General features: G+C 34.4%; 18 protein-coding genes. All 18 read right to left on the reverse strand.

Going from position 1 to position 14,273, the window contains the following annotated elements; all coding sequences use genetic code 11:
* Nucleotides 1-10: 10 nt before the first annotated feature.
* From GMA17_RS13965 to GMA17_RS14050, 18 genes are read right to left on the reverse strand one after another with little or no spacing between them, the layout of a single operon-like run.
* Complete coding sequence (locus tag GMA17_RS13965) at nt 11-268, reverse strand: phosphopantetheine-binding protein (RefSeq protein ID WP_248397209.1); 258 nt, start codon at nt 266-268, stop codon at nt 11-13.
* A gap of 1 nt (nt 269) precedes the next feature.
* Entirely contained in the window at nt 270-887 is a 618-nt protein-coding gene (locus tag GMA17_RS13970) for a 3-oxoacyl-ACP synthase (protein ID WP_248397211.1), read from the reverse strand.
* Between the two features lie 3 nt (nt 888-890).
* Nucleotides 891-1,952: a methyltransferase gene (locus GMA17_RS13975; protein ID WP_248397213.1), complete on the reverse strand. Its 1,062-nt coding sequence runs from the start codon at nt 1,950-1,952 to the stop codon at nt 891-893.
* Nucleotides 1,953-1,955: 3 nt separating this feature from the next.
* Entirely contained in the window at nt 1,956-3,107 is a 1,152-nt protein-coding gene (locus GMA17_RS13980; RefSeq protein ID WP_248397215.1) for a beta-ketoacyl synthase, read from the reverse strand.
* Nucleotides 3,100-3,552: a thioesterase family protein gene (locus GMA17_RS13985; RefSeq protein WP_248397217.1), complete on the reverse strand. Its 453-nt coding sequence runs from the start codon at nt 3,550-3,552 to the stop codon at nt 3,100-3,102. Before GMA17_RS13985 ends, GMA17_RS13980 begins: the two co-directional genes overlap by 8 nt.
* A complete protein-coding gene (locus GMA17_RS13990; RefSeq protein ID WP_248397219.1) occupies nt 3,530-4,798 on the reverse strand; it encodes an ABC-2 transporter permease in 1,269 nt (422 codons plus the stop codon). Before GMA17_RS13990 ends, GMA17_RS13985 begins: the two co-directional genes overlap by 23 nt.
* Nucleotides 4,791-5,534 (reverse strand): ABC transporter ATP-binding protein, encoded by a 744-nt coding sequence (locus tag GMA17_RS13995; RefSeq protein ID WP_248397221.1) that lies wholly within the window; start codon nt 5,532-5,534, stop codon nt 4,791-4,793. Before GMA17_RS13995 ends, GMA17_RS13990 begins: the two co-directional genes overlap by 8 nt.
* Entirely contained in the window at nt 5,535-6,533 is a 999-nt protein-coding gene (locus GMA17_RS14000; RefSeq protein ID WP_248397223.1) for a BtrH N-terminal domain-containing protein, read from the reverse strand.
* A complete protein-coding gene (locus GMA17_RS14005) occupies nt 6,523-6,933 on the reverse strand; it encodes a hypothetical protein (protein ID WP_248397225.1) in 411 nt (136 codons plus the stop codon). Before GMA17_RS14005 ends, GMA17_RS14000 begins: the two co-directional genes overlap by 11 nt.
* Nucleotides 6,934-6,940: 7 nt before the next feature.
* Nucleotides 6,941-7,393, reverse strand: coding sequence for an ABC transporter permease (locus GMA17_RS14010; RefSeq protein WP_248397227.1), 453 nt, complete (start codon nt 7,391-7,393; stop codon nt 6,941-6,943).
* Nucleotides 7,393-7,824, reverse strand: a complete 432-nt coding sequence (locus tag GMA17_RS14015; RefSeq protein ID WP_248397229.1) for a hypothetical protein — start codon at nt 7,822-7,824, stop codon at nt 7,393-7,395. The genes GMA17_RS14010 and GMA17_RS14015 overlap by 1 nt, the downstream gene beginning before the upstream one ends.
* A gap of 3 nt (nt 7,825-7,827) precedes the next feature.
* The gene (locus GMA17_RS14020; RefSeq protein WP_248397231.1) at nt 7,828-8,961 is read right to left on the reverse strand and encodes a beta-ketoacyl-ACP synthase III; all 1,134 of its coding nucleotides are present in this window, start codon (nt 8,959-8,961) and stop codon (nt 7,828-7,830) included.
* Between the two features lies 1 nt (nt 8,962).
* Nucleotides 8,963-9,895 carry a dialkylrecorsinol condensing enzyme DarA gene (locus GMA17_RS14025; RefSeq protein ID WP_248397233.1) on the reverse strand — a complete coding sequence of 311 codons (933 nt, stop codon included), beginning with the start codon at nt 9,893-9,895 and terminating at the stop codon, nt 8,963-8,965.
* A gap of 1 nt (nt 9,896) precedes the next feature.
* On the reverse strand, nt 9,897-10,781 hold the full coding sequence (locus GMA17_RS14030) for a lipid A biosynthesis acyltransferase (RefSeq protein WP_248397234.1): 885 nt from the start codon (nt 10,779-10,781) through the stop codon (nt 9,897-9,899).
* Nucleotides 10,782-10,796: 15 nt separating this feature from the next.
* The gene (locus GMA17_RS14035) at nt 10,797-11,039 is read right to left on the reverse strand and encodes an acyl carrier protein (protein WP_066247504.1); all 243 of its coding nucleotides are present in this window, start codon (nt 11,037-11,039) and stop codon (nt 10,797-10,799) included.
* 10 nt (nt 11,040-11,049) lie between these two features.
* On the reverse strand, nt 11,050-12,261 hold the full coding sequence (locus tag GMA17_RS14040) for a beta-ketoacyl synthase (protein WP_248397236.1): 1,212 nt from the start codon (nt 12,259-12,261) through the stop codon (nt 11,050-11,052).
* Nucleotides 12,262-12,273: 12 nt separating this feature from the next.
* Nucleotides 12,274-13,005, reverse strand: coding sequence for a 3-oxoacyl-ACP reductase FabG (gene fabG / locus GMA17_RS14045; RefSeq protein ID WP_248397238.1), 732 nt, complete (start codon nt 13,003-13,005; stop codon nt 12,274-12,276).
* A gap of 42 nt (nt 13,006-13,047) precedes the next feature.
* Entirely contained in the window at nt 13,048-14,175 is a 1,128-nt protein-coding gene (locus tag GMA17_RS14050; RefSeq protein ID WP_248397241.1) for a WG repeat-containing protein, read from the reverse strand.
* Nucleotides 14,176-14,273 lie beyond the last annotated feature (98 nt).

Here is a 14,273-nt window from a genome sequence, read left to right on the forward strand (position 1 = left end):
AACTAAAATATTATTTTGAACGGTTTTCCGTAATGTATGTAGCCATGGTATTTACCGATTCAAAAATGTGACGACCTTCCTTTGGATCTGTTAATTTAATACCATAGTTTTTATCTAACATGACAATTAATTCTAATGCATCTATAGAATCCAAACCGAGTCCATCTCCAAAAAGCATATCGTCATCTCCAATATCAGCAACTGTCATATCTTCAAGATTTAACTGTTCAATAATGTTTTCTTTCAATTCTTGTTTTAGTGCCTCCATATTATGTGTTGTATAAGGTTATTATCTCTTTTTTATTATGTGCTGTTTTCCCATTTTTGGCTACCAAATATAAGAAAGCTTCGTAGTGGTTTTTATCAAAATTCACCCAACCGCAAAGCACTTGATCGGCTTTTTTCATATCCAATAAACTATTGGAGTAACTAGCTAAATGTTCAGCATTTAAGCTGTCAAAGATAAAAAAACTATTTTCAGAAAACAGCTTATATTTAATACTTATCTCTCCAATACAAATGTTTGGTAATGTGTAAACAAATACAGCAGGACTTGGAAAATAATCACTGGTGTTTTGAATGGCTTCCTGATGCATACGGTCGGTATCCAAACTGGCTGCCTTATTGGAAAAAACGACCGCTATATTGTGTTCCTTTTCAGGATTTAAATTTTCGTTTTTAAGAAGGGTATCAGCTGCTAAAAAAGCCAACTTACTTAAATTATCCATCTTAAAAAACTTGGGGTATTTGGTGTCTAAAGCTTTGTAAGCATTTTTTATAAAATCGGGAAACAATTCTGAATTATCATGAAATACCTCATGCCCATTAAGTGAAACCTTTTGGTTCTTAATATGGCAATAGGATGTTATGTGATAATTAGTTGTCATAAATTATTTTTTCTTACAAGCAAAAATAGTGTGATATTCTCCAACAGCACGATCTTCAATTAATTTTAAGCCCGCTTGGTCTATCAACTTCATTAATACGGTGGACGGGTACATTTTACTGTTTCCATTTGCCATTACGGTAAAGTAGAGTGATGTAGCTTCTAAAATAAATTTAGCATTATCAAAACGCTGTCTGTCTGTAAACGTTTCCATAATAAGCACTTCACCATCGTCATTCACCGCTGCGACGCAGGCTTTTAATATCACGAGAATTTCATCTTCTGAAAAACAATCTAAAAACTGACTCATCCAAATGGCATCAGCGCCAACTGGTAATTGCGGGTTTTCAGATAACCAATCTATTTCATGATGTGTTACGCGATCTTTAAACCCGGCTAGTTCTACGTTTTTTAGTGCAATTTGTAATTGACCTGGTAAATCAATCATTTTAATAGAAACAGAATCTGAATACTTACTTCCACTAATGGCAAATTTCCCCGTGTTAGCACCAACATCATAAATCGTTTTTGGGTTGTTTCTAAAAACAAATTCTAATGCTTCCTGAAATACTTCGTCAGAATAATGATGATCAAATTCAAACCAAGCCTTTTGAATATCAGGTCTTAAAACTGAAAGTCCCTGATAAATTGTTTCCCAATCGCCTAATTCTTTTAATCCTGCTGGTTTTCCAGTTTCTATGGCTTCGGTTAGGTGAAATAACCCTTTATAACATACATCTTGAGTGAAATTGATATTGACATCAACGGTTCTGTCAAAAGCTAAAAAGTATCCTGTTGTGGTTAATTCAAACTGATTATTTTCATCCTTATTAACAATATTATAGCTTTCTGCAATTTCAAGTAGAACGCCAATGCCATAGTTGCTTATTTTTAGCTCTTTTGCAATATTTTCTAAAGAAATACCACCTTTTTTACGATATTGAAATATAAGGTCAAAGATTCCAAGTTTTCTTAAAGCTACAACGGCTTGAAATACAAATGGTGCAAATGCAATTTTTTCAGCTTCTTGAACAGCATCAATGGCTCTGATAGGCTTTTTGGTCATAGTTTATTTGGTTATTTTTTTAAAAACAACAGCCGTATTACATCCACCAAAACCAGAAGCAGTTTTGAGAAATGTGTGTAATTTGCTGACTGTTTGAGTGCTTTTTATAATATTTAAGGGTTGTGATACGCCTAAAGAATCAAATCCTTTTGAGGCGTATAAAATATTGTTTTTAAGGCTGTGCATTCCAACAATAGTTTCCAAAAGACCTGAAGCGCCAAGGGTATGACCAAAATAGCCTTTTAAACTATTTACTGGAACCTGTTGTAAATTGGATCTGTTGAATGCTATTGCTTCCATTTCGTCATTAAACGGTGTGGCCGTGCCGTGAGCCGAAATAAAATCGATTTCAGATGGCTTTAATCCGGATTGTAATAAGGCCGATTCTATACTGCGATACAACCCTTCACCTGTTCGTGATGGTCCAGAAATATGATTGGCATCGTTACATGAACTTTCACCTAAAATTTCAACTGCTTCTTCTACTAAATTGGTATCATTTTTTGTTACTAAAACAGCTGCTGAAACTTCGCCAATGTTAATTCCTTTTCTATTGGCATCATAAGGTTTACAAGGTTCACTACTTAAGGCTTGAAAGGAATTGAAACCTGATAAAATAAATTGACTTACCATATCACCACTCACAATAAAAACGTGATCGTAGGTATTTTGTAATATATAGCGTTTGGCAATTGCAACGGCTAAAATACCTGATACGCAAGCATTGGACACAACAATGGCATCATTTTTAAAGTGAAAAAAATCGCGAATAGTGTTCCCTAATGTATGTAAATATGCACGTTCTGGAGGAAACGGATTGTTTGAATCTAAAGCATCAATATTACCTTTTGTGGTAGAAATGATAAGGCCTACACGATCCGTTAACTCTATTTTAGAATCAGCAATAACCGCATGTAATGCTGTAAGCATCATTTTTTCTAATCTGGTAAAGTCTGATTTTGGGCCTAGTTTTTGAAATTCAGTTTCCAAAACTTCAGAATCTATTAATGCGGAATAAAAAGGATTTGGTAAAATTGCAGCATCATGAATACGCTGTAAACCCGATGTTTCGTTGTGAATATTTTCCACAACGGTTTTGCTAGTAAACCCTAAAGCAGAAATAATAGTATTATATGAAACATACACTTTAGCCATCCAATAATCCAACTTGTTGTTTCCATGCTGTAAAAAACGGCGGAATGTTTAATGATAAGTCGCCTTCACCAATTTTATCTACAAAAACCTGTGTGGTTTCACCTGTACAAACTAATTGATTGTGCTGATTGTATATTTCATAACGGAACACCATTTTAGCGGCAGGACTGTCTATGTAAATTGTTTTAACCGTTGCCATATCGCCATAACGTAATGGTAATTTATGATCTGTACTAGATTTGACAATTGGTGTTGCAAAGCCATATTCTTTCTGGTCTAAATAGGATATGCCATGGGCACGCCCAAAAGCTTCACGGCCATCCTCAAAATATTGAATATAATTGCCATGCCATACAATGCCTAACGGATCGGTTTCAACAAAACGTACGCGAACCTCACTGGTATGAACAATTTCTTTTTGTTTAGACGGCATTCTTTTTTTCATTGTAAATAATTGCAATTATAGTTGTTGCTAAAAAAAACAAGAGCAACAGGCTTATTTCTGGTAAAATATCAAGAAAGGATCCATTTCGTAAAAATACGTCGTAAAAAGCATTTAAGCCCCAATTCATTGGTGAAATATGCGATAAAGTTTGCATAATTTTTGGCATAACAAAAACGGGTACCCAAACGCCTCCAAGAGCAGCCAATATTACCACGAAGGTTGCACCAAAAGGTGCTGATTGTTCTTGTGTTTTGGCAATAGTTCCTAATAGTAATCCTAATCCAATAGCTGCCAATCCTGCAAATGTGGCTACTACAAACAATAACGGGATTCTACCGGAAATATCCAATGTTGGTAAACCAATTGCTGGGAATAGGAAAATGCCAACTAAGAGCATCAAAATAAATTGAATAAGGCAAACTATTAAATATACTAGTGTTTTACCGCCTAAAACTGTCGCGTATGAAACTGGATTAGTCCGTAAACGTACAAACGTACCTTGACTCTTTTCCTTAACAATATTAATGGATAGTGGTACTATGATGAAAAATATGGCAAATAATGTCCAAGCAGGTACATTGTGCTGCACGGAGTTTGGTGTCATTTCCTTATCATTATCCGTGGGCAATACTTCTTTAAACGTAATAAAGGTATCGGTTTCAAATATAACGTCGTTTGGATCGTCCGAAATTTGTTCTTGAAAGGCTTTATAAATGGATTGGGTTTCAATTTTTGAAATCATTTTGTCAATGCCATTTTTAACGGAACTTTTAAAAGTCAGTTGTGTAGCTGGATCAAAGTATAAGGTAACTTGTTTGCTTTCAATTTCAGGAACTTCCATGGTTTCGGAAGTTTCTCCTAAACCAAATTTAGCAATAATTCCATCGACATTTTGGCTAACCTTTTCGGATAGGCTTACGGACAAATCTTTAGGGATAACAATGGCTAATTGGTACTTTCCTTTGAAAATCAAATCGCGTGCTGTGTTTTCATCCGTTTCTGTAATGACCTGGAATGATCCGGATTCATTCAGACCTTTTAGTATAATTTCAGAAACATTCCCTTGGTCATTATCTACGACTAGAATGGGTATTTGTGTGTCGGTAACCGATTTAAACGTACTGTCCTGGATAAGTGTTATGGTTATGATTAGTATCAAAGGCATAACAAAAAGTATGGCTATACCGCCAAAATCTCTGGTAAGTAATAAAAATTCCTTGTATGTGGAAGCCCAAAGTTTATGCATGATCTCGTAAGGCTTTTCCAGTTATATTTATAAAAACATCTTCTAGGTTATTGGCACCTAAATGTTGTGTAATGAGTTCTTGAGGTTTTCCTTTTACTACCAATTTACCGTGATCAATAATGGCTACACGTGTACAAAACGTTTCGGCTTCATTCAAGTGATGGGATGTGTAAATAATTGTCGTACCGTTTTTATTAAGGTCCTGTAAAAAAGCGATAATTACGTTTTTTGATTGCACATCAACACCAACGGTTGGTTCATCTAAAAATAAGACTTTTGGATTGTGAAGCACACTACCAATTAAATTAATCCGTCGTTTCATGCCACCCGAAAAGGTGTCTATTTTTTTATGAGCAAATTGTAGCAAACCTAAATGCTCTAGAGCCAAATTAATTTTGGTGTCTAGGCTTTTTCCTTTTAAGCCATACATGCTTCCAAAGTATTTTAGGTTTTCAAAAGCGGTAAGTGAAGGATATAAGGCATATTCTTGGGGCACTATACCGATAATTTGCTTGAGCTGATTTTTATTTTTCTGATAGGTAAGTCCTGCAATTGAAAAACTACCAGATGTTGGTTTAATGAGCGAACACAAAATAGAGATTAAAGTCGTTTTTCCGGCACCATTTGGTCCTAACAAACCAAAAATTTCTTTTTCAGCAATGGTCAAGTCGAAATTAGACACCGAATAATTATCGGCGCCTTTATACTTTTTGGAAATTTGCTGAATATCTATCACTTATTTAATGGCTTTTTTTAATTTTTTAAAGAATGCTTCTTCTTTATCTGCAATGGTTTCCAGTTGAGAAGCGACATTGTTGTAAGCATCCTCTTTAGCACTTCTGTTTTTGTAAATACGGGAAGCATCTAAAGCAAAATCCCGCCATAAATCACCAATAACGGTCATTTCTTTTGATAAATCGGCTAATTTAGGATTGTTTAAAATACCACTTGCTTCTTGTAAAAACGCGGCAAAAATATAACGAAATCCGCCACCACCTGTTCCAATTTCTTCTTGCATACGGACCACTTGCCCTAAATAATGGTTGGCAACTTTAACACCTTTCTTTTTAGGCCATTTGCGGATTAATTTGGCTACATGGCGAATGCCTTTTACTCCTAAAACAGGCATAGGCGCCAACATATCACGACAGGTATGTTTAATTCCTTTTATAATGGCTTTTTCAATGTCTAATTTTTCAGGAAAGGCAATTGGATAGTACATATGTCCTTTTGGCGCAAAAGGACCTTTAGCGAAACGCACTTTTTCAAGTTCATTTTCTGTTAGGGTTGTTACGGTTTCCATAACCGGGTCACTAATCAGATATCTGTCCTGTTCTTTTCCGTAAACAATTAAGTTGTGAGCATTAAAATGAAAGCGGTATTCATCAGGAAAATAAACCAAATTATACACACCAACTTGCAAACCAACTGGGTTATTATTTTCTAAATTTTGATCTAATCGCGCCTTAGCATCTTGCGGATTTTTAAACTTTTCACGTTTAATTTCAATACCCACACGTTTAGCAAAACGCTTAAATATAAAACCAGGCATGGCTCTGTATGTTAAAGCTGGTGCATGATTCACTTTTAAGAACGGAATATAGCAATAGAGTAAACCTGAACCGATACCAAAGGCTAAAGGTTCACTAATTTGGAAGCCATGATGCTTCATTAAATTGGAAATTACACCGTTTTCACAATGAGCTGTTTGATGATGTGTAAAATTAATTTCCATGTTTGGTAATATCTTTTAATTGTTCCATAGAAACATCAAATGTATCGGCATACTTTTGAAGTGTTTTTTCAGAAAGTTTATTGAAAACGGTTGGTTTAAAATGACGTTTTATTCGCCAAGACCACATACCAACATAACTAGCTAAAATAGAAAGATCCATTTTATGAAACTCCATATAATATTCAATAGGACTCGTTTCTTTTTTTAACACACGATTTTTAGCATTTGCAATACGTGCATTAATTTCTTCGATAGCTTGATTTAATGCAATAGTTTTTGGGTCCCAACCGGAACTATTAACGGTTGTATAGTTGCCATCCTCATCAACGGCATAGCATAATTCTTTAAGCTTGGCGGATTCTAAATTACTAGAGTCTTGTGGAACTTCATCTTTTTTCATGCCGAAGTTATTTAAGTTCTTGAATAACTAAATTTAGTTCACAAGATAGTAATTCTATATGTTCTAATGTAATAATACAGTTTATGGTACAAATGCTATATTCATCGGTGTCAAAGCGAGATTTTAAGGTGGCACTTGTAACAATTTTATTACCTACTTTAGGGCAAGATTTTATGCTTACTTTTTTGATAGCGCTAATAAAACCTATGAGTTTAGTGCCTTTGCCTTCAATGTCGTCTTCATTAAAAAAGCTTTTCCCAACAATAGAAGAACAGGTTTGTGCGGCATTTTCTACTAGGCCAGCTTCATTAAAAACTCCGTTTTCATTAAAAATGCAATCTGGTTTTATCGTGAACGAAGTTGATACGTGCTCATCATCAATAGAAAGTACATGGTCCACCATTAAAAAGGGTGGTCTATGTGGTAGAAATTTAGCGATATCTAGATGGCTAAGGCTCATTAGCTTGCAATAATGGTTTTCATTTCACTTTGGGCAATTATCTCGTGTGCTTCATTTAACACTTCGATTTCAACCATAGTGACGCCCATAAATTCATGAAGGATGGTAACTTTAGTTGTAATATTTTCATCTATTTTAGGAAGCTGTTGAATTTTAATAGATTTTATAGAGCCGATATAGCCAATTGGTGCCGCTTCACCTTTTAAAAAATAATCGTATCCAGTATGTAATGCAACAGATTGCGCCATGTTTTCAACCAAGCCAGGTGCCGATAAATATCCGTTTTCAGCAAAAATATTGTTTTCTAAAATTTTAAAATTAGACACTAAATTTTCGGGAGAAAAAGCAACTAAAGTATCCACCATTACAAACGGTGTCTTTTGCGGAATTAAATGCGTAATATTAGTAACTGGTAAAACGTGCGTGGCCATTATTTAGCATACGGTTAAAAGTGCATAAGCATAAGAGAAACGAGAACTTTCAGGAACAGAAAGCAATATTTTTTCGCCTTTTTTAAGCTTTCCTGATTGTGCTAATTCTTCTAACATTAGGAATATAGATGCGGAACCTACATTGCCAACTTTACTTAAATTCATAAACCAATTTTCCCAAGGGATTTCAACATCATTATCTACCATTTCTTGGTAGAGTTTATCCTTAAAATAATGAGATGAAATATGAGGTAAATAGTAATCTATTTCACTAGGTTTTAAATCGTGTTTGTTTATAGCGCGTTTTAGGCTGTCAACACCTTTTTTAAGGATGTTAGCACTTAATAATTTAACGTCCTGTTTAATGGCAAACAAGGATTTTTCACTCCAATCGCTTGTGCTGTATTCACTCCAAGGCTTTAAAAAACCGTTCTCTAGTTTATCACCTCCAGCATACATACAAGCTTCTAATTCATGTGCATAAGAATAACCTTCCATCCATTCAATACGTAAAGGGGTGTCGCCATTTGGTTGGTTTTCTAATAAAAAGGCACCTGCACCATCAGAAAGCATCCAACGTAAAAAATCTTTATTAAAAGCTAGAATTGGATTGTCCTCTAAGGCTTGCAAATGTTTAATTTCATTCTCAAAAATATGTCCTTTCATCCATGAGGAAATACGTTCTGAACCAGATGCAATTGCATTTTTTGACTGGCCAGATTTTACGGATAGATAACCAAATTTTAAAGCATTCATTCCAGAGCAACAAGCGCCTGAAGGTGAATTAATTTCAACATTATCACACTTTAAAAACCCATGAACCATGGCAGCGTGAGACGGTAATATTTGGTCTGGGCTTGATGTGCCACAGGATAATAGCTCGATATCTGAAAATTTAAAATTTTCATCAAAAAGTTTAATAATGGCTTCTTTGGCCAGTTGCGCATTGTTATGTGTTACATTGCCGTTATCATCTAATGCATAATAACGTGTTTTAATTTGATTGTTGCGTAAAACAATCCGACGTCCTTTGGACGCTTTTCCGTTGATAATTCCTAATTTATCTTCCATCTCATCATTACTAATGGGACGATTTGGTAAAAATTTTGATATTTTAGTAATGTATACTTCCTTCATTTTAAACTTCCTTCTCTTTTAATGCAACAGATGCGTAATATACTTTATCTTTTTTTATTTGGCTATAAAAAGGTAAATAAGTCAACAAAAATAAGATAAAAACTAGTGGTGAAATTAACCAAATGGCAATTAATAAGTAATAATTAAACATTTTAACAAAAAACCGTCTTTTAGATGTGTTTTTGTCACTTTTTGTGGTGATAAGGTGTGCCCATTTTGAGAATATAGCATTGGCACGTTTATCAACAGTTATTAGAAAGGGTTTAATTTTTACCGCTCCAATATGTAATAAGTTATTTTGAAGCTTTTTATAATCATTTTGGGCAAGATGTTTTGCGATGATGTTACCAAATTTTGATACTTCATCAATATCTTTTTGAGACACGCCAGGTTTGGGAAAGATACCTAAAAAGCGTTTCTTGACGCCCGTAAACATCCATTGAACAATGGTAATAACACTTATATGATTAATATGCCTATCTACTAAAACAATGTTTCCAACTAAATTGGCATGAAGCTCGTGAAGCTTATGCTTTATTTTTTCTTGAGCCATAATCCACATATTTCTACAGCCAATAACGGTAATTACAGGTGTGTTATTAAAAAGTTTTTTAGCTTCTGGAGTAGCCAAAAACGACGTGGTTGGTAAAGATGGTGTTAAATACCAGACTGAATATCCAAATAAAATTAAATCATAATTTTTATTTAAAATAGCATCTGGAATGGGCTTTATAGATCTTGGTTCTTGGCGAAAGGTTTCCGGGAATACGCCAAAAAACTGTTCTTTATTCCAAGGAAATGGAAAGGCTTCTTCCATTTCAATATTTAAATAGGTGAAAGCCGTTTCTTTGTTTTGCATGGGCTCAACAATATTGTTCAAAATCTCGGTTAGTTGGCCTGATTGCGAATAATAGATGACTAAAACCTGTTTCATGTTATGCGTTTTTTGAATCCCAGAAATCAAAATAATTAAACCACTGTAACGGATACTTTTGTAACATCCATGAAACACTTTCCGTAAATTCTTTTAAAAGTCCTTGTGCATCACGGTGTTTAGCTTGAGAGCGTCTTGCATATAAGTGATAATGCTTATTTGTTTCTTTCATAACATAAACAAATAACACCGGTACATTTAACCGGGAAGCTAGCATAAAAGGGCCTGCTGGAAATTTAGCAGGTTCACCTAATAAGGTTTCTGTTAAATGCTTGGTTCCTTCTGTGTAGCGATCGCCAGTGATACATACTATTTCATTTCTTGCTAATGCGGCATTGACTTCAAAAATATGTGATAAATCGTTTTTTATAATAATCAGATTGATGCTTGATTTTTCACGAACACTATCTAAATAATTTTTTATGGCTGTATGCTCTACATCGGTTGTTAATAAACTAATGGAGGCATTGTCTTCTAGTTGATTAAAAAAGTATTCAGATATTTCAAAATTACCAACATGAGCACTAATTAAAATGCCACCTTTTTTTTCTTTAAGGGTTTCAGTTATGGTTTCTGCGCCATCAAACTCATAGGTAAACTTATCACTCAAATTAGATGAAATAGCAATTTTGTCCAGAATCGTTTGTCCAAAGACATAGTAACTTTTAAAGATGCTTCTATAGCTTTTAAAGGACGAATATTTTAAACGATTTTTAAAATAGTAATAAATAGCTTTGGTGCTATCTTTAGAAAAAAAACAAAAATAGGCAGCTACAAAATAAAGCACAAGATAGGCAGTTCCCATGCCTAAATGCTTCATAATAAACACGTATATTTTATATCCAAGAACGGTTCCTCTTGATTTTCCCTGCCATTCTGTAGCCATAAAAATGTAATATGGTTAGCTTAACTTTCGTTCGATAAGATTATAAAAATCTTGAAGTGTTGTAACGTTTACAAAGTCTTCACCAATTAATTTTACACCAAAATTAGATTCGACAGCAACTACTAAATCTACAAAATCTAGGCTGTCAAGTTCTAGGGTGTTCTTAAGGTTTGCTTCTGGAGAAATATCATCGCTTTCTACTTCAAACTCATCAATAAGAAAGTCGTTTATTTTTTCAATAATAACTTCTTTAGTCATTTCCACAAAATTATTTTTTTATAATTAAAGCTGAATTTGTTCCGCCAAATCCAAATGAATTAGACAAAAATACATCAAATTTTTTGTTTAACGTTTTGTTAACTAAATTTAATTTACTTGCAGCTTCATCCGGTTCTTCCAAATTTATATTGGGTGCAATAAAATCATTTTGCATCATTAAAATAGAATATAAAACTTCACTTGCACCAGCCATCCAGCATTCATGTCCTGTCATGGATTTAGTTGAACTAACATAGGGTCCGTTTTCACCAAAAACTTCAAGGATAGCTAACGCTTCATTAGCATCGCCAACAGGTGTTGAGGTTGCATGAGCATTAACATATTCAATGTCTGATGCTTTAATTTCTGCTTGTTTAATGGCCATTTTCATAGCACGTGCTGGACCATCTACGTTTGGTGTTGAAATATGATCGCCATTGGAGGAAAACCCATAGCCAATAATTTCGCCATATATAGTAGCTCCGCGTTTTACAGCAGATTCATAGGTTTCTAAAATAAGTGTTGCTGCCCCACCACTTGGAACTAATCCATCCCGATTTTTATCAAAGGGGCAGGATGCTTTTTTGGGATCACTATTTACAGAAAAAACACCTAATCCATCAAAACTTCCCATGGCAATGGCATTTATTTCTTGAGCGCCTCCGCAAATAACATAGTCTTGAAGTCCACTTTTTATTAGCTGATATGCCATTCCAATGGAATGAGATCCGCTAGCACAAGCGGCACTGATTGTAAAATTTATACCTCGTAATTTAAAAATGGTGGATAAATTCATGGTTACAGACGAGTTCATGCTTTGAAAAATAGCACCAGAACCAACTAAAGTCGTGTCTTTTTTTTCGCGTATTTTATCAACGGCTTCTACAGTAGATTTTGCTGTGCTATCGTTTCCATATAAAATTCCAACCTCGTTTTTGTCTAAAAAATCTTGTGTTATTTTCGCATTTTCAAGCGCTTCCAGAGTTGCTATGTAGGCATATTCGCCTTCTTCGCCTAAACTAATTCGCTGTCTGCGCGATAATAAATTTTTTAAATTTGGTTGTTTTACCATTCCAGTTAATGGAGAACGGTAGCCAAATTCTAGACGTTCATTGTCAGCTATAATTCCAGATTCACCCTTATACAATGATTTTTTTACAGCTTCTAAATTTTCGCCTATGCAGGAATAAATACCCATTCCAGAAATTACAACTCTTCTCATTTTATAAAACGTTTAAGAGTAAATCCCTCCATTAATATTAATAACTTCACCGGTTATATACGATGCGCGTTTTGATGCTAAAAAGGATACGGCATAAGCTACTTCTTCCGGTTCGCCAAAACGATTTACAGGAATCATGCCCTTTAATTCTTTTTCATCTAAATTGGCTGTCATATCCGATTTTATAAAACCAGGTGCTACTGCATTTACAGTAATATTTCGTTTAGCAACTTCTTGAGCCAATGCTTTGGTAGCAGCTACTAAGGCGCCTTTTGCTGCCGAATAATTGGTTTGCCCAGCTGTACCTTTAACACCAGAAACTGAAGCGACATTGATTATCCGACCATAGCGATTACGCAACAGTTTTTGAATTAAATGGTTGGTTACATTATAAAATCCGTTTAAGGACGTATTTATCACATCTTGCCAATCTTCGGGAGGCATCCACATAAATAAACCATCTTTTGTAATTCCGGCATTGTTAACAATAACTTCAATTATGGCGTCTTTATTTTGTTCTTGCCATGTATCTAAAGCAGACTTTACTTGATTGGCATCTGTAACATTAAATTGGATTATTTCAGCTGTTTTACCTAGAGACTCAATGTCTGCTTTGGTTTCCAATGCAGCTGTTTTGTTACTGTTATAATTTATTAAAATATGGTAATCCGAATCTTCTGCAAGTTGTTTGCAAATTGCTTTTCCAATTCCTCGAGAACCACCAGTAATTAAAGCACATTTCATGTATTTGTATTTTTCAGGCTATTGTTAGTTTGTGTTTTCAAACTAGTAAAATAATTCTAAATTTTCGAACCATAAGTTATTTAACGGCTCGCCTTTTGTTGTTAGGTATGTCCAAGATTTTTTCTTTTTAACACGAGCAAGACCATCAATAAAGCCTTTTGGGTTGTTTTTTGAAAAAATTGAAAACCCACCAGCTGTAATTTCATAGTCTTCAGGAATTACTAAATCCCCTTTTTTATTGATAAAACCCCATTCTTTACCTGTTGTAACAGGCGCTAAACCACTTGCGCTAAAAATTTCAGCATCTTTATATTGAAGCGGAATAATAATCTCGCCAGAGGTGTTAATATATCCCCATTTTTTACCTTCGTTAACGGGGGCTAGTCCATTTGAGAACGCACGCGCTTTATCAAATTTTGGCTCTATAATCCATTCTCCTTTTGTGTTAATGAAACCTATTTTGCCATCCTTTTTTGCATAGGTGTTTTCTTTATTATTTGAAAAATCCCAAATTTTTTCAGCTCCAGACACTTCTTTAAACTCACCATTGATAATCAGTCCGTAGCGTTCACCAATATTAGCTACAATTTGTCCGTTGTATGCGTTGCTAATACCATCATATTCTGTTTTAACCACATATTTTCCGGTAGCATCAATTAGCCCCCATTTATCATTTTCTAATACTTTGGCGGAACCATTTTCAAAATTAAAAGCTTTGGTGAATTTTGGTTCTACGACTATTTCTCCTTTGGTATTTATAAATCCAACACCAGATTCTTTTCTGAAAATAGCATACCCATTTTCGAAATCGTAAACCTTATCAGTAGAAACGTCTTGTAAAACTTGTTCGCCTTTTTTGTTGATGTACATCCAGTTTTTATCTTTTAAAACAACGGCTATTCCAGAGTTGAACGCTTTAGTTTTGTCAAATTGTGGTTGGATAACCCATTCTCCTTTTCGATTAATAAAACCCCAAGTTTTTTTATCTAAAGAGGCTTCGGCTAAATCATCAGAAAAGTTTTTTGCTACTTTAAATTGGGGCTTAATTTGCCAAGTTCCAGTTTTTGTAATATAACCAAAGTCGCCTTTTTCATTAGCTAATGCTAATTGTTGAGCATGACTAAAAATACCTAAAAAAAGTAGGCCGATAACGAGTGCTGTTGTTTTCATGTCTTTGTTTTTAATGATTTTTAAATGTCACATGTTATTTGCTGTTAGTCTTTTTTTGAGACAATGCGGCTTTTAACATGCTCGTTTTATAATAAAAT

Origin of the sequence: Bizionia sp. M204 (assembly GCF_023205095.1) — a bacterium.
In the GTDB taxonomy this organism is placed as follows: domain Bacteria; phylum Bacteroidota; class Bacteroidia; order Flavobacteriales; family Flavobacteriaceae; genus Algorimicrobium; species Algorimicrobium hallyeonense.

Excerpts from the sequence above, each read along its gene's own strand:
- GMA17_RS13970 (WP_248397211.1), bottom strand. The coding sequence starts at position 887 with ATGACAACTAATTATCACATAACATCCTATTGCCATATTAAGAACCAA.
- GMA17_RS13985 (WP_248397217.1), bottom strand. The coding sequence starts at position 3,552 with ATGAAAAAAAGAATGCCGTCTAAACAAAAAGAAATTGTTCATACCAGT.
- GMA17_RS13980 (WP_248397215.1), bottom strand. The coding sequence starts at position 3,107 with ATGGCTAAAGTGTATGTTTCATATAATACTATTATTTCTGCTTTAGGG.
- GMA17_RS14030 (WP_248397234.1), bottom strand. The coding sequence starts at position 10,781 with ATGGCTACAGAATGGCAGGGAAAATCAAGAGGAACCGTTCTTGGATAT.
- GMA17_RS14020 (WP_248397231.1), bottom strand. The coding sequence starts at position 8,961 with ATGAAGGAAGTATACATTACTAAAATATCAAAATTTTTACCAAATCGT.
- GMA17_RS13975 (WP_248397213.1), bottom strand. The coding sequence starts at position 1,952 with ATGACCAAAAAGCCTATCAGAGCCATTGATGCTGTTCAAGAAGCTGAA.
- GMA17_RS14000 (WP_248397223.1), bottom strand. The coding sequence starts at position 6,533 with ATGGAAATTAATTTTACACATCATCAAACAGCTCATTGTGAAAACGGT.
- GMA17_RS14040 (WP_248397236.1), bottom strand. The coding sequence starts at position 12,261 with ATGAGAAGAGTTGTAATTTCTGGAATGGGTATTTATTCCTGCATAGGC.
- GMA17_RS14025 (WP_248397233.1), bottom strand. The coding sequence starts at position 9,895 with ATGAAACAGGTTTTAGTCATCTATTATTCGCAATCAGGCCAACTAACC.
- fabG (WP_248397238.1), bottom strand. The coding sequence starts at position 13,005 with ATGAAATGTGCTTTAATTACTGGTGGTTCTCGAGGAATTGGAAAAGCA.
- GMA17_RS13965 (WP_248397209.1), bottom strand. The coding sequence starts at position 268 with ATGGAGGCACTAAAACAAGAATTGAAAGAAAACATTATTGAACAGTTA.
- GMA17_RS14005 (WP_248397225.1), bottom strand. The coding sequence starts at position 6,933 with ATGAAAAAAGATGAAGTTCCACAAGACTCTAGTAATTTAGAATCCGCC.
- GMA17_RS14035 (WP_066247504.1), bottom strand. The coding sequence starts at position 11,039 with ATGACTAAAGAAGTTATTATTGAAAAAATAAACGACTTTCTTATTGAT.
- GMA17_RS14015 (WP_248397229.1), bottom strand. The coding sequence starts at position 7,824 with ATGGCCACGCACGTTTTACCAGTTACTAATATTACGCATTTAATTCCG.
- GMA17_RS13990 (WP_248397219.1), bottom strand. The coding sequence starts at position 4,798 with ATGCATAAACTTTGGGCTTCCACATACAAGGAATTTTTATTACTTACC.
- GMA17_RS14050 (WP_248397241.1), bottom strand. The coding sequence starts at position 14,175 with ATGAAAACAACAGCACTCGTTATCGGCCTACTTTTTTTAGGTATTTTT.
- GMA17_RS14010 (WP_248397227.1), bottom strand. The coding sequence starts at position 7,393 with ATGAGCCTTAGCCATCTAGATATCGCTAAATTTCTACCACATAGACCA.